This is a genomic window from Microbacterium sp. CFH 31415, from assembly GCF_022538185.1.
Lineage (GTDB): Bacteria > Actinomycetota > Actinomycetes > Actinomycetales > Microbacteriaceae > Microbacterium.
The window spans coordinates 1-14619 of sequence record NZ_JAKYXC010000018.1 but is presented as its reverse complement, the minus strand read 5'-3'; the positions used below and the strand labels follow the sequence as shown (position 1 = coordinate 14619).

Sequence of the window (14619 nt, the reverse complement as noted above, 5' to 3'; positions counted from 1 at the left end):
GTCCACCCCGGCAGACATCGTGTGAACTGTGGGTGCCGAGGCGAACCCTTGGCACCCACAGTCATGTCCAACGGGGCTGCGCGACAGACACAGGTGTCGCTCAGCCTCCCTCGTAGTAGTTTTGGGGCGCCGTACCGGCGCTCCGGGACGGACGTAAAATCATGCTTTCAGCCCCATATCCGAGAGGGCTTCCGTGCTGACCTTCATCCTGCGACGACTGGGCGCCATCGCCCTCGTCCTCCTCGTCGCCTCGTTCATCGTCTACAACCTGACGGCGATCGGGACCGACCCCCTCCAAGACCTCAAGGGCAGCAATGCCCCCAACCGTCAGGAGATGATCGACAACCGCACCGAGCTGCTGCGGCTGGATCTCCCTGCTCCCGTCCGTTACTTCACGTGGCTCGGCGGCGCCGCCAAGTGCTTCATCGGCCAGTGCGATCTCGGCATCGCCTTCACCCGAAGCAACCAGCCCGTGACCGAGGCCGTGGCCTCCGCTGCATCATCGACGATCCAGCTGGTCACCGCGGCCACCATCGTGGCCATCATCTTCGGCCTCACGATCGGCATCCTGACGGCACTTCGCCAGTACAGCGGCTTCGACTACTCGGTGACGTTCCTCACGTTCATCGTCTACTCGCTCCCCATCTTCTGGATCGCCGTGCTCCTCAAGGAGTTCGGTGCCATCCGGTTCAACGAGTTCCTCTCGAATCCGGTGATCACGATCCCAGCGATCCTTCTCACCGGGCTGATCGCCGGCCTGATCTTCATGGCGATCATCGGCGGCTCGTGGAAGCGGCGCCTCATCACGTTCGCCTCGGCCTTCGTGGCCGCCGGCGGCATGCTGGCGCTGCTGGGCGTGACGAACTGGTTCGCGGCCCCCTCGATCGGCATCGTCGGCGTCATCATCACCGGCATCGGCGCCGCTGTCGGCGTGACCGCGCTCTCGACGGGACTGGCGAGCCGTCGGACGCTCTATGCCTCGCTGATCACCGTGGGCATCTGGGCAGCGCTGTACTACCCGTTGCAGTACCTGTTCTTCTACGTACCCACCGGGTGGATGCTGTTCCTGATGGGCCTCGTGTCGATCGGCATCGGCATCGGCGTGGGCCTGCTCGTCGGAGGCGACGGCAAGAAGGAAGCGGCACGCACTGCGGCGATCGTGAGCTTCATCACGTTCTTCGTGATCATCGTCGACCGGGTCATGCTGGTCTACACCGACTACGTCGACCGCATTCCCCAGAGCGGCGTCATCGCGACCATCGGTGCGAAGACCCCGGGGCTCAAGGGCGACATGTGGTTCCAGATCCTCGACGGGTTCGCGCACCTCGTGCTTCCGACGATCGCACTGGCCCTCGTCTCGATCGCCGCGTACACCCGCTACTCGCGGTCGAGCCTGCTCGAGGTCATGAACCAGGACTACGTGCGCACCGCGCGGGCCAAGGGCCTGACGGAGCGGACTGTCGTCATGCGCCATGCCATGCGCAACGCCCTCATCCCGATTGCGACGATCATCGCGTTCGACATCGGAGCCCTCATCGGCGGCGCCGTCATCACCGAGACGATCTTCGCGTGGAAGGGCATGGGCGCGCTGTTCGTCGACGGCCTCAACGCCGGTGACGTCAACCTCGTTATGGGCTTCTTCGTGGTGACAGGCATCCTCGCGGTGATCTTCAACCTCATCGCGGACCTTCTGTACTCCGCCCTCGACCCCCGGATCCGGGTGAGCTGACCATGGTTACGACAATTCCCACCGATGCGCCGCAGGACCGCGGCAGCGAGCAGTCGATCGAGCAGAAGGCCGTCGCGGGCATGAGCCAGGGCGCGCTGGTGCGCCGCCGGTTCTTCCGTCACGCCGGAGCGATGGTCGCCCTGGTCGTGCTCGTCCTCGTCATCATCCTGGCCTTCACCTCGGTCGGCACCGTCATCGGCGGCACCGGCAAGCTGCAGGCCAGCGGCGACGGCACGCTCGACATCAACGGCTTCCGCATCCCCGGATGGTGGCCGCTGGACTGGTGGACGAGCTATCCCGTCGTCAACGGCGGGCAGCCCACACTTACGCTGTGGCCCTTCGCCCTCGGCGAGCACCCGTTCGGCCAGGACACCCTGGGCAAGGACATCTTCGCGCAGGTCATGCGCGGCACCCAGCAGTCGCTGACCGTCATGTTCCTCGTCGGCATCGTGTCGCTGATCCTGGGCGTGCTCTTCGGTGCACTGTCGGGCTACTTCCGCGGCTGGACCGATTCGCTGATCATGCGATTCACCGACGTGATCATCATCATCCCGATCATCGTCATCGGCTCGATCATCGGAAAGATGCTCGGCGGCAGCAGCGCGGTGGTGTTCGGCGTCTTCCTCGGTGTGCTGAGCTGGACGGGTCTGGCGCGACTCGTGCGAGGCGATTTCCTCGCCCTGCGGGAACGTGAGTTCGTCGACGCGGCACGTGTCGCCGGCGCCGGCAACGGCCGCATCATCTTCCGCCACATCCTGCCCAACGCAGTCGGCATCATCATCGTCAACACCACGCTGCTCATGAGCGCCGCCGTGCTGACGGAAGCGGCGCTGAGCTTCATCGGCTTCGGCATCACGGCGCCCGATGTGTCGCTCGGGCAGATCATCAGCGAGTACCGCGAGGCGTTCCGCACGCGGCCGTGGCTGTTCTGGTGGCCGGGTCTGTTCATCGTCATCCTGGCGCTGTGCATCAACTTCATCGGCGACGGTCTGCGTGACGCCTTCGACCCGCGTCAGCAGGGCAAGGTCAGCCGCCGCAAGGCGAACCGTGCGGTGGCGGCGATCCCGTCGGTGCAGGGCGTGCAGATGGTCGAGGGGCCGACGTCGTCCGACGACGAGCGGTACATGGACGAGTTCGGCGGCGGTGCGCTGCCCGAGCCGCCCGCCGTCGAGGAACGCCGTGAACGGGGTGATCAGCCGTGAGGCAGGGCGAGGCTCAGCACCGCGGCGGCGATCAGCACCGCTGTCACCGCGATGACCGGAACGTTCAGCGTCGAGGCCGTGCCGCCGGGCGTGGTGCTGCCGCCGCTGCGGCGGTACTGCTCGAGCGTGCGCCGCACCAGCGCGGTCGCGTCGCCGCTGGCGGTGCCCTCGGCGTCCGACGGGCGGCGCGTGTCGCCCTCGCCGGGCGTGCGGGCGACCTCCTCGCGGTTCGTCGTCATCGCCTGGCGAGCGCTGGGGGCGGGAGCTGCCCAGGCGCGGATGCTGCGGCCGCGGGTCGTGTGAACGGTCAGCGCGTAGCGCGAGTCGACGTCGGCCATGTCGCCCCACGGCACCCTGTGCGTGCGGAAGACGTTGCCGATCTCGATGAAGCCCTCGCTGATCTGCACGTGCGGTCGGATGTAGAGGATCCACGCCAGCCAGGCCACGAGAACGATCGGCCACGCCCACACGATGAGGCTGGGCACGCCGTCCGTGACGGCGATGAAGAGCAGACCCAGCGCGCAGACGGCGATCGCCGCCCAGGCGACGATCTGACCGCCGCGCGGACGAAAAGTGACCGGTTCGGGCATCTGCCCATCCTGACACGGGAGACGGTTCGATGAGCATGAAAGAGGGTGCCCGCATGCGCGGACACGTCCCGCAGCAGGAGGGCGGCCCGGTGCTGTCCGTTCAGAACCTCGGAGTCGAGTTCTGGGTGGGCGGCGGCTGGGCGGCGGCGGCCAAGCACGTGACGTACGACCTGATGCCGGGCAAGGTGCTGGCGATCGTCGGTGAGTCGGGTTCGGGCAAGAGCACGAGCTCGATGGCGATCATGGGCCTGCTTCCGAAGAACGCCCGCGTCACCGGCAGCGCGAAGCTCGCCGGTCGCGAGCTGGTCGGCGCCCGTGACGAGGTGCTGCGCCAGGTGCGCGGCGAGGGGATCGCGGCGATCTTCCAGGAGCCGATGACGGCTCTCAACCCGGTCTACACGATCGGCTTCCAGATCTCCGAGACGATCCTCACCCACCGCCCGGGCATGACCCGCAAGCAGGCGAAGGCCCGCGCGATCGAGCTCCTCGGCCTCGTCGAGATGCCCGACCCGACCAAGGCGTACAACTCGTACCCGCACCAGCTGTCGGGCGGTCAGCGCCAGCGTGCGATGATCGCGCAGTCGATCTCGCTCGACCCGCGCGTGCTCATCGCCGACGAGCCGACGACGGCGCTCGACGTCACGGTCCAGGCCGAGATCCTCGACCTGCTGCGCCACCTGCACCAGAAGCTCGACTCGGCGATCATCCTCATCACTCACGACATGGGCGTCGTGGCCGACATGGCCGACGACGTCATGGTGATGAAGGACGGCGACGTCGTCGAGCACGGCACCGCGGCGCAACTGTTCACCGCGCCCGAGCACCCCTACACGAAGGCGCTCATGGCGTCGGTGCCGCACCTCGGTCTGGGCACCGCCGTCGCCGAGGACGCGAGCCACAGCGACGACTCCACGGCGGCGCTGCTGCTCGAGAACGTGTCGATCGACTACCCCAAGCGCGGCCGCGTGCCGGCGTTCCGGGCCGTAGCCGACGCGTCGCTCTCCATCCAGCCCGGCGAGGTCGTGGGACTCGTGGGCGAGTCCGGCTCCGGCAAGACGACCATCGCGCGCGCCATCGTGGGGCTCGTCCCGATCGCTGAGGGACAGCTGCGGGTGGCAGGTCAGGACATGGTCGGCGTCGACCCGAAGCAGCTGCGCGCCGTGCGCCGGAAGCTCGGCATCGTCTTCCAGGACCCGGGCTCATCGCTGAACCCGCGCTGGCCCGTCGGCGAGTCGATCGGCGAGCCGCTCGAGCTGGCCGGTCGTGACCGCAAGGAGATCTCGAACCGGGTGACCGAGCTGCTCGACATGGTCGAGCTGCCCCGCGACTTCCGCAACCGCTACCCGCACGAGCTCTCGGGCGGTCAGCGTCAGCGCATCGGCATCGCCCGCGCGCTCGCCCTCGACCCCAAGGTCCTCGTGGCCGACGAGCCTACGAGCGCGCTCGACGTGTCGGTTCAGGCGCGTGTCCTGGAGCTGCTGCAGCAGATCCAGAAGGAGAAGCAGTTCGCGACGCTGTTCGTGACGCACGACCTCGCGGTCGTCGACCTGCTCGCCGACCGCATCGTCGTGATGCAGCACGGCAAGATCGTCGAGCAGGGCTCGAAGGAGCAGATCCTCCGCAACCCGCAGGACCCGTACACGCAGCGGCTCATCGCGGCCGTCCCCGTGCCGGACCCGACCGAGCAGCGCATCCGCCGCGAGGCGCGTGCCGCGCTTCTCGCGCAGCAGGACTAGAACCACCCGGAAGCGACCTGGGCGTACGCGTGCGCACCCTCAGGTCGCTTTCGGCTGCCTGCGCTAGGCTGGACCGTCGGCATCCCGGCCATTCCCACTTCTTGCAAGGATCTCTTTCATGGCGCGCGCCCTCCGTCCTGACCTCCGAAACGTCGCGATCGTCGCGCACGTCGACCACGGCAAGACGACGCTCGTCGACGCCATGCTGCGCCAGACCGGCTCGTTCGGCTCGCACGAGCACATGGAAGAGCGCGCCATGGACTCGAACGACCTCGAGCGCGAGAAGGGCATCACGATCCTCGCCAAGAACACGGCGATCACGTACAGCGGCGCGCACACCGACGTCCCGGTGACGATCAACGTCATCGACACCCCCGGTCACGCCGACTTCGGCGGCGAGGTCGAGCGCGGCCTGTCGATGGTCGACGGCGTCGTGCTGCTCGTCGATGCGAGCGAGGGCCCGCTGCCGCAGACCCGCTTCGTGCTGCGCAAGGCGCTCGAGGCGAAGCTCCCCGTCATCCTCCTGGTCAACAAGACCGACCGCCCCGACGCCCGCATCGCCGAGGTCGAGGAAGAGGCGCACGACCTGCTGCTCGGACTCGCGTCCGACCTGCACGAGGACGTGCCCGACCTCGACGTCGACGCGCTGCTCGACGTGCCGGTGGTCTACGCGTCCGGTCGCGCCGGCGCGGCGTCGCGCAACCGTCCCGCCAACGGCGAGCTGCCCGATAACGACGACCTCGAGCCGCTGTTCGGGGCCATCCTCGAGCACGTGCCCGCGCCGTCGTACGACGACGAGGCGCCCCTTCAGGCGTGGGTCACGAACCTCGACTCGAGCCCGTTCCTCGGCCGCCTCGCGCTGCTGCGCGTCTTCAACGGCACCCTGAAGAAGGGCCAGACGGTCGCATGGGTGCGCCACGACGGCTCGCACTCCAACGCTCGCATCACCGAGCTCCTCAAGACCCGCGCACTCGACCGCTACCCGGCCGAGTCCGCCGGCCCCGGCGACATCGTGGCCATCGCCGGCATCGAGGAGATCACCATCGGCGAGACGATCGCCGACCCCGAGGATGTCCGTCCGCTCCCGGCGATCACCGTCGACGACCCCGCGATCTCGATGACCATCGGCACGAACACCTCGCCGCTGGTCGGCAAGGTCAAGGGCCACAAGCTCACCGCTCGCATGGTCAAGGACCGGCTCGACCGCGAGCTCATCGGCAACGTCTCGCTCAAGGTCGTCGACATCGGCCGTCCCGACGCGTGGGAGGTGCAGGGCCGCGGCGAGCTTGCCCTCGCGATCCTCGTCGAGAACATGCGCCGCGAGGGCTTCGAGCTCACCGTCGGCAAGCCGCAGGTCGTCACGCGCAAGGGTGAGGACGGCAAGGTCCAGGAGCCGTTCGAGCACCTCACGATCGACGCCCCCGAGGAGTACCTCGGTTCGATCACCCAGCTCATGGCCGCTCGCAAGGGCCGCATGGAGACCATGACGAACCACGGCACCGGTTGGGTGCGCATGGAGTTCGTCGTGCCGTCACGCGGCCTGATCGGCTTCCGCACCGAGTTCCTCTCGACCACCCGCGGCACCGGCATCGCCAACGCGATCTCCCACGGCTACGACGACTGGGCCGGACACATCCAGGCCCGTCAGAACGGCTCGATCGTCGCCGACCGCGCCGGCGTCGTCACCCCCTTCGCGATGATGGCCCTGCAGGAGCGCATGAGCTTCTTCGTGCAGCCGACCGAAGAGGTGTACGAGGGCATGGTCGTCGGCGAGAACACGCGTGCCGACGACATGGACGTCAACATCACCAAGGAGAAGAAGCTCACCAACATGCGCTCGTCGACCGCCGACGAGCTCGAGCGTCTCACTCCGCCCCGCCAGCTCTCGCTCGAGGAGAGCCTCGAGTTCGCCCGTGACGACGAATGCGTCGAGGTCACGCCTGAGAAGGTGCGCATCCGCAAGGTCGTGCTCAACGCGACCGAGCGCGGCCGTGCCACCGCGCGACTCAAGCGCCAGGACGCCAACGCGTAAGCAACGAGCGGATGCCGCGACCCGCCGAGCGGCAGGTCGCGGCATCCGTCGTCTGCACGGCAGCTCGGCAGGAATCGTGCCACGCATGTCGCACCGGCCCGCGGAGCGTGGGGGAGCCGCTCGGTAGCATCGATCGGGTGACTCTCGATCCCCACTTCGACGACGTCCACAGCGCCGGCGAAGCGCGCCGTGCGGCGCGCGAGGGCGTCGGCGTGGCGCTGGCCACGAGCGCATACGGGATCTCATTCGGGGCCTTGGCGGTGGCATCCGGTCTCGATGTCTGGCAGACCTGCGTGATGAGCCTGCTCATGTTCACGGGCGGTTCGCAGTTCGCATTCGTCGGGGTCATCGGCGCCGGCGGGCTCGCCGCGGCGCCGGCAGCCATCGCCTCGGCGGCACTCTTGGGCGTTCGCAACGTCGCGTACGGCATGCGCATGTCTCCCGTGATCGGCACCGGGCTCTGGCGCCGGGCCGCGGCCGCGCAGTTCACGATCGACGAGTCGACGGCGGTCTCGCTCGCGCAGACCACCCACCATGCGCGCACTGTCGGCTTCTGGGTCACGGGCATCGGCATCTACATCGGCTGGAACCTCTCCACTCTGGCTGGGGCACTGCTGGGCGACGTCCTCGGTGATCCGCGGGCGTATGGGCTGGATGCCGCGGCCGCGGCCGCGTTCCTCGCACTGCTGTGGCCGCGCCTGCGCCGCCGGCAGCCCATCGTGGTCGGGATCGCCGCCGCCGTGATCGCCACCATCTTGACTCCGGTGCTCATGCCGGGGCTGCCCGTGATCATCGCGGCGACCGTGGCGATCGTCGTCGGCTGGTTCAACTGGCTCGGCGCCCCCGATCCGATCGGGTCGGCGCGAGACGAACCGAGAGACGTCGCCGAGCGGGAGGGACTGCCGTGACCCTGTGGACCGCGCTGCTTGTGGCGTCGATCGTGTGCGTGGCGCTCAAGACCGTCGGCTATCTCATGCCGCCGAAGTGGGTGGAGGCCCCTCGGCCGATGCGGACCGCCGACCTTCTCACCGTCGCTCTTCTCGCGGCGCTCGTGGCGGTCCAGACGCTCGGCGCCGGGCAGGCCATCGTGGTGGATGCCCGCATCCCGGCCGTGCTCGTCGCCGCCGGGCTGCTCCTGCTCCGGGCGCCCTTCCTCGTGGTCGTGGCCGCCGCTGCACTCACCGCGGCCCTGCTGCGGCTGTGGGGCTGGGCGGCATAGGACGGGCCGGCGCGGGGCCGGGCCGGCAGTAGAGTCGACGCGTGCGCTCCTCCGTCCCCGCCCGCGTGGGCACGTGGTTCGTGGCCTTCCTCGTCGGTGCGGTCTACGGCCTGGCGGGCACGATCGCGCACTCGTACGAGCTCGGCTGGTTCCCTCTCGGACTCGTGCTCGCGATCGTCGGCTGCGCCGGTCTGCTGGTCGCGGTCCGCTTCCTCACCGCCGATCGATGGGCGGCGCTGGCCACCGGACTCGGCATGATGACTTCGACCCTGGTGTTCTCGGGGAAGGGGCCGGGCGGATCCGTTATCGTGCCCGAAGGTGCGCTCGGCAGCGTGTGGACGCTGGCTCTGCCGATCCTCGTGGCGATCGTGGTGGCCTGGCCTGACCGCATCCGTCCTCTCGCAGAGAACTAGACTGGCACCGTGACGTATGTGATCGCTCTTCCGTGTGTGGATGTAAAAGACCGGGCCTGCATCGACGAATGCCCTGTGGACTGCATCTACGAGGGCGACCGCTCGCTCTACATCCACCCCGACGAGTGCGTCGACTGCGGTGCGTGCGAGCCGGTGTGCCCCGTCGAGGCGATCTACTACGAAGACGACCTTCCCGACGAGTGGCAGGACTACTACAAGGCCAACGTCGAGTTCTTCGACGATGTGGGATCGCCCGGCGGCGCCGCCAAGGTCGGCGTGATCCACAAGGACCACCCGATCATCGCCGCACTCCCGCCGCAGGCACCGTGACGCGCGGCGGCGGAGCAGAGGCCTGACATGGGTGTCGCGGACCTCGCCGACTACCCCTGGGACGCCGTCGCTCCGTACGCGGAGCGCGCCCGCGCGCACCCCGACGGCATCGTCGACCTCTCCGTCGGATCGCCCGTCGACGCGACACCGCCCGTCGTCGCCGATGCCCTGCGCGCGGCGACCGACGCGCACGCCTATCCGCTGACGATGGGCACGCCCGCGCTCCGGACGGCGATCGTGGAATGGTACGAGCGGCGGCGCGGCGTCCCCGGTCTGACCGCCGCGAACGTGCTGCCGACCGTCGGCTCGAAGGAGCTCGTCGCGCTGCTCCCGCTGCTCCTCGGCCTCGGGCCGGCCGACGTCGTCGTCCACCCTCGCGCCGCGTACCCGTCGTACGAGGTCGGCGCCCGCCTGGTCGGCGCGGCGCCGCTCTCTTCAGATGTGCCGGCCGACTGGCCCGCAGAGACCCGGCTCGTCTGGCTCAACTCGCCCGGCAATCCCGACGGGCGGGTGCTGGATGTCGCGCAGCTGCGCGCGGCGGTCGCCCGGGCTCGCGAACTGGGCGCGGTGCTCGCCTCCGACGAGTGCTACGCCGAACTCGGCTGGGCGGCGCCGTGGGATGCCGACCCTATCCCCTCGGCCCTGGACCCGCGCGTGACGGACGGGTCGCTCGACGGCGTGCTGTCGGTGTACTCGCTCAGCAAGCAGTCGAACCTCGCCGGCTACCGCGCCGCATTCCTGGCCGGCGACGCGCAGATCGTCGCGCGCCTGCTCACCGCCCGCAAGCACCTCGGACTCATGCTCCCGGCGCCCGTGCAGGCGGCCATGGTCATCGCCCTCGGCGACGACGCGCACGTCGCCGCGCAGAAGGAGCGCTACCGTGCCCGGCGTGCGCTGCTCAAGCCCGCGCTCGAGGGGGGCGGGTTCCGGATCGACGCCAGCGAGGCCGGTCTGTACCTGTGGGCGACCGAGGGGCGCGACGCGTGGGAGAGCCTCGGTCGCCTCGCCGACCTCGGCATCCTGGCCGGGCCGGGGCATTTCTACGGATCGCACTTCCCGCAGCATGTCCGTCTGTCGCTCACCGCGCCCGATGAGCGCATCGCCGCGGCGGCTGAGCGGCTCGCGCAGATTTCGTGAGGTTTCCTCCATCGGATGCCGCGGACCTTTGGCTGTGTCCGCAGTAGGCGCATGAGCGGACTAGGCTGTAGGAAACGCGGCGGCGCGGCATTCCCCGTCCCCGCTGCCGTCCTCGGAAGACGCCTCCTGTGCGTCCGCGAGGCGGACGACACCCCCGGCACGACCAGAAATCGCGAGGAGGCGCCGTGAGCGAAGCGGGCACCCAGCAGGAGAAGGCCACCCTCACGATCGGTGACACGACCGCCGAGTTCCCGTTGCTGCGGGGCAGTGACGGCGCGCCGAGCGTGGACATCTCCACCTTCACCCGGCAGACGGGGCACACGGCTCTCGACTACGGGTTCGTCAACACGGCGGCCACCAAGTCGGCGATCACATACATCGACGGAGACCAGGGCATCCTGCGCTACCGCGGCTATCCGATCGAGCAGCTCGCGACGAACAGCACCTACCTCGAGGTGGCGTGGCTGCTGATCTACGGCGAGCTTCCGAGCGCGTCCGAGCTGGCCGAGTTCGACGAGAAGATCCGCCGCCACACCCTGCTGCATGAAGATCTCAAGCGGTTCTTCTCGGCGCTCCCGCACACGGCGCACCCGATGTCGGTGCTCTCGTCGGCGGTGTCCGCGCTGTCGACCTACTACGAGCACCAGTCCGATCCGAACAACCCCGAGCATGTCGAGCTGAACACCATCCGCATGCTCGCGAAGCTCCCGGTGATCGCCGCCTACGCGCACAAGAAGAGCATCGGACAGGCGTTCCTCTACCCCGACAACTCGCTCGGATTCGTCGACAACTTCCTCAAGCTCAACTTCGGCGTGCTGTCCGAGGTCTACGAGGTCGACCCGGTGATGTCGCGGGCGCTGGAGCGACTGCTCATCCTGCACGAAGACCACGAGCAGAACGCCTCCACGTCGACCGTGCGGCTCGTCGGTTCGACCGGCGCCAACCAGTTCTCGTCCATCTCGGCCGGGATCAATGCGCTCTACGGCCCTCTTCACGGCGGTGCCAACGAGGCCGTGCTCGACATGCTCGCGCGTATCCGTGACTCCGGCGAGAGCGTGCAGCGCTTCGTCGAGCGGGTGAAGAACAAGGAAGACGGTGTGAAGCTGATGGGCTTCGGGCACCGCGTCTACAAGAACTACGACCCGCGCGCCAAGCTCGTGAAGGAGTCGGCCGACGAGGTGCTGTCGGCCCTCGGCGTCAGCGACCCGCTGCTCGACCTGGCCAAGGAGCTGGAGGAGATCGCGCTCAACGACGCGTACTTCCAGGACCGCCGCCTCTACCCGAACGTCGATTTCTACACCGGTGTGATCTACAAGGCGATGGGCTTCCCCACGCGCATGTTCACCGTGCTGTTCGCGATCGGCCGTCTGCCCGGCTGGCTGGCCCAGTGGCGCGAGGCCGGTGCCGACCCGCAGACCAAGATCGGCCGTCCGCAGCAGCTGTACACGGGTGCGGGGGAGCGCAGCTACCCCGGACTCTGAGTCCGGCGGACGCGCTGCGGGGGGACGGCATCCCGGGGCAGTAGGGTGTGGCCATGATCAGCGCGGACTTCCTTCCCCCCGACGACTCCGGCTTCGGCTCCCCGAGCATTCCCGCGGAGTTCTCGGTGGTCTTCGCGCTCTTCGCGATCGTGGTGGTCGCCGGCATCGGCTTCTCGATCTACGTCGGTGTCCGCAAGTACGCGATCCTCAAGCAGGCGGGCCACGATCCGCTCACGGTGGATGCGGCTCTGGCCGCCAAGGTTCTCAACAGCGACCTCCTGCGCCCGGGTACGGCCGTCGACGACGCCGCACCGGCCAAGTCGCTCGAGGAGCGGCTGTCCGAGGTGGACTCCCTCCATGCGCGCGGTGTCATCTCCGACGATGAGCGCGCTGCCGCCCGAGCCTCGATCCTGCGGGGCTGAGCGGATGCCGCGGCTCCTGGTCCGTCGTCCATCTCCGCTGCTCGCCGAGGGTGAGCTCACGCATCTCGACCGCGTTCCGGTCGATCCGGCGCTCGCGCGGACGCAGTGGGAGACCTACGTCGACGTCTTCCGCTCCCGCGGCTGGGATGTGATCGAGGTGGCCCCCGCAGACAGCCATCCCGACGGCGTGTTCGTCGAGGATGCCGTGGTGGTCTTCGGCGACCTGGCGGTGCTCTGCCGTGCCGGCGCGGAGTCGAGGCGCGGCGAGTCGACCTCCGTGCGGGCGGCGGTCGAGGCATCCGGTCTCCGCCTCTCGACGATCGAGGCACCGGGCACCCTCGACGGGGGCGATGTCCTCAAGGTCGGGCGCACCGTGTACGTCGGCGCGTCGTCGCGCACGAATGCGGACGGGGTCGCGCAGCTTCGGGAAGCGCTGGCGCCTGACGGCTGGGATGTCGTCGCGGTGCCGGTCAGCAAGGTGCTCCACCTCAAGTCCGGTGTGACGGCGCTGCCCGACGGCACGGTGGTCGGCTTCCCGCCGCTCGTGGACACACCTGGCGCGTTCGAGCAGTTCCTCCCGGTGCCCGAGGAGCACGGCACAGCGGTCGTGGTCCTCGATTCGCAGACCGTGCTGATGTCGGCGGATGCCCCGGTGACCGCGGCGCAGCATCGGGCACGCGGCCTCGACGTGCTCACCGTCGACGTCAGCGAGTTCGAGAAGCTCGAGGGCTGCGTGACCTGCCTGTCGGTGCGGATCCGCGACTGACTCGGTGCCGCCGTTCGGCTCAGGCGTGCAGCGCCTCGTTGAGCGTCACGCCGTGGCCGATCCGCCGGACGGCTTCGATCGCCCCGGTGAGGGAGTTGCGACGGAAGAGGATGCCGTCGAGCCCCGACAGCTCCTCACCCTTGGCCGTCACGCGCGACCCATCGGCACGCGGCGGTTCGTCCGCGAGCACGACCTTCGAGCCGGCGGTGACGTACAGGCCCGCCTCGACCACGCAGTCGTCCCCGAGCGAGATGCCGATGCCGGCATTCGCGCCGAGCAGCGTACGGGCGCCGATCGACACCTTGTGCGTGCCGCCTCCCGACAGCGTTCCCATGATCGATGCGCCGCCGCCGATGTCGCTTCCGTCGCCGACGATGACGCCCTGCGAGATCCGGCCTTCGACCATGCTCTGACCGAGAGTTCCGGCATTGAAGTTCACGAAGCCCTCGTGCATGACGGTGGTGCCGGGCGACAGGTACGCGCCGAGGCGCACGCGCGAGGCATCCGCGATCCGCACTCCCGGCGGCGTCACGTAGTCCAGTAGCCGCGGGAACTTGTCGAGACTCTGCAGCTGAATCCCCTCGCGCGCGAGGAAAGGGCGCTGACGCGTGAGGGCGTCGGGATGCATCGGGCCCGCGTTGGTCCACGCGACAGTGGGAAGGTGGCCGAAGATCCCGTCGAGGTCGACCTCGTTGGGGGCGACGATCCGGTGCGACAGTGCGTGCAGTCGCAGGTAGGCATCCGACGTCGAGGCCGGTGGTGCGTCGAGGTCGACTTCGAGTGTGACCACCTCGACAGTGACCGCGCGGCGCGCGTCGGGCACCGCGAGGCGGTCCAGCGCGTCCGGCGGCATGGCGGGATCGAACCCGAGCGGAATGCGTCCCGCTTCGGGGGAGGGGTACCAGGTGTCCAGGACCGTGCCGTCGTCTGCCGTCGTCGCGAGGCCGACGCCCCACACCCATCGCTCGTCGCTCATGCCTCAACGCTAGCGGCGCCGCGCTGTAAGCCGGGGTGAGATTGCGTCGCGGTACGTGGTCGCGACAGGCGGGCGGCGTGAGCGAATGCCGTGCGATCGGGGCTTCTCAGCGCGAGGAAGGGAGTGGACGGATGCCGCACCCCGGCCGCGACACGCCCGGGGTGCGGGGCCGATTCGACGGGGCGGGGTTGCCCGGGTAATGTTCTTGTTGTTCGCCCCACAGGGAAGCGGAGAGGCTGAGAGCCTTACCCCCCTCAAGCGGCGGACCACCTTCCTTTCGAAAGCTCCTCTATGAGGCTGCTGGCCTTCGGGTCTAGAATGGGAGTCTTCCTCTCGTGGACCGCGGTCATCGATCGCTGCTGCAGGCCTGTCGGCTTCGGCGCGTCGGTTTGACAGACGGAACGGGATGGATAAGATTGTGAAGTTGCCCTGCTGGGCTGGCCGTGTGGCTGGTTGGTGGGAGCGTCCGATCCTTGAGAACTCAACAGCGTGCACTTGTCAAATGCCAATTAACCTCGTCGGTCATTTTTTGATCGTTTGAGATTCCTTTGGATCAAGTCCAGCCTCTTTTTGGGGTTGGCGTATG

Annotated in this window: 14 protein-coding genes; 12 read left to right on the top strand and 2 right to left on the bottom strand. The window is 68.7% G+C overall.

Going from position 1 to position 14619, the window contains the following annotated elements; genetic code table 11:
• The first annotated feature begins 193 nt into the window (after window positions 1-193).
• The gene (locus tag MK786_RS15595; protein ID WP_241113155.1) at window positions 194-1729 is read left to right on the top strand and encodes an ABC transporter permease; all 1536 of its coding nucleotides are present in this window, start codon (window positions 194-196) and stop codon (window positions 1727-1729) included.
• A gap of 2 nt (window positions 1730-1731) precedes the next feature.
• Window positions 1732-2931 carry an ABC transporter permease gene (locus tag MK786_RS15590; protein ID WP_241113154.1) on the top strand — a complete coding sequence of 400 codons (1200 nt, stop codon included), beginning with the start codon at window positions 1732-1734 and terminating at the stop codon, window positions 2929-2931.
• Here the strand turns inward: MK786_RS15590 and MK786_RS15585 are convergent.
• The gene (locus tag MK786_RS15585) at window positions 2922-3521 is read right to left on the bottom strand and encodes a PH domain-containing protein (protein ID WP_241113153.1); all 600 of its coding nucleotides are present in this window, start codon (window positions 3519-3521) and stop codon (window positions 2922-2924) included. The two genes, MK786_RS15590 and MK786_RS15585, sit on opposite strands and share 10 nt — an antisense overlap.
• A gap of 53 nt (window positions 3522-3574) precedes the next feature.
• Here MK786_RS15585 and MK786_RS15580 point away from each other — a divergent pair, with 53 nt between their 5' ends.
• From MK786_RS15580 to ddaH, 10 genes are all read left to right on the top strand, one after another.
• Window positions 3575-5257 carry an ABC transporter ATP-binding protein gene (locus MK786_RS15580; protein ID WP_241113152.1) on the top strand — a complete coding sequence of 561 codons (1683 nt, stop codon included), beginning with the start codon at window positions 3575-3577 and terminating at the stop codon, window positions 5255-5257.
• A gap of 118 nt (window positions 5258-5375) precedes the next feature.
• Entirely contained in the window at window positions 5376-7289 is a 1914-nt protein-coding gene (gene typA, locus MK786_RS15575) for a translational GTPase TypA (RefSeq protein WP_241113151.1), read from the top strand.
• Window positions 7290-7426: 137 nt separating this feature from the next.
• Window positions 7427-8197 (top strand): AzlC family ABC transporter permease, encoded by a 771-nt coding sequence (locus MK786_RS15570; protein ID WP_241113150.1) that lies wholly within the window; start codon window positions 7427-7429, stop codon window positions 8195-8197.
• Window positions 8194-8508, top strand: coding sequence for an AzlD domain-containing protein (locus tag MK786_RS15565; RefSeq protein WP_241113149.1), 315 nt, complete (start codon window positions 8194-8196; stop codon window positions 8506-8508). Before MK786_RS15570 ends, MK786_RS15565 begins: the two co-directional genes overlap by 4 nt.
• A 41-nt stretch (window positions 8509-8549) precedes the next feature.
• Window positions 8550-8921, top strand: coding sequence for a DUF6113 family protein (locus MK786_RS15560; RefSeq protein ID WP_241113148.1), 372 nt, complete (start codon window positions 8550-8552; stop codon window positions 8919-8921).
• A 9-nt stretch (window positions 8922-8930) separates the two neighbouring features.
• Window positions 8931-9251 carry a ferredoxin gene (gene fdxA, locus MK786_RS15555; RefSeq protein WP_191767224.1) on the top strand — a complete coding sequence of 107 codons (321 nt, stop codon included), beginning with the start codon at window positions 8931-8933 and terminating at the stop codon, window positions 9249-9251.
• A gap of 27 nt (window positions 9252-9278) precedes the next feature.
• Window positions 9279-10388: a succinyldiaminopimelate transaminase gene (gene dapC / locus MK786_RS15550; RefSeq protein WP_241113147.1), complete on the top strand. Its 1110-nt coding sequence runs from the start codon at window positions 9279-9281 to the stop codon at window positions 10386-10388.
• A 185-nt stretch (window positions 10389-10573) separates the two neighbouring features.
• The gene (locus MK786_RS15545) at window positions 10574-11869 is read left to right on the top strand and encodes a citrate synthase (RefSeq protein ID WP_241113146.1); all 1296 of its coding nucleotides are present in this window, start codon (window positions 10574-10576) and stop codon (window positions 11867-11869) included.
• 53 nt (window positions 11870-11922) lie between these two features.
• Window positions 11923-12291: an SHOCT domain-containing protein gene (locus tag MK786_RS15540; protein ID WP_241113145.1), complete on the top strand. Its 369-nt coding sequence runs from the start codon at window positions 11923-11925 to the stop codon at window positions 12289-12291.
• Window positions 12292-12295: 4 nt separating this feature from the next.
• A complete protein-coding gene (ddaH, locus tag MK786_RS15535) occupies window positions 12296-13057 on the top strand; it encodes a dimethylargininase (protein WP_241113144.1) in 762 nt (253 codons plus the stop codon).
• Between the two features lie 19 nt (window positions 13058-13076).
• Here the strand turns inward: ddaH and dapD are convergent, their stop codons facing one another.
• Window positions 13077-14033: a 2,3,4,5-tetrahydropyridine-2,6-dicarboxylate N-succinyltransferase gene (gene dapD, locus MK786_RS15530; RefSeq protein WP_241113143.1), complete on the bottom strand. Its 957-nt coding sequence runs from the start codon at window positions 14031-14033 to the stop codon at window positions 13077-13079.
• Window positions 14034-14619 lie beyond the last annotated feature (586 nt).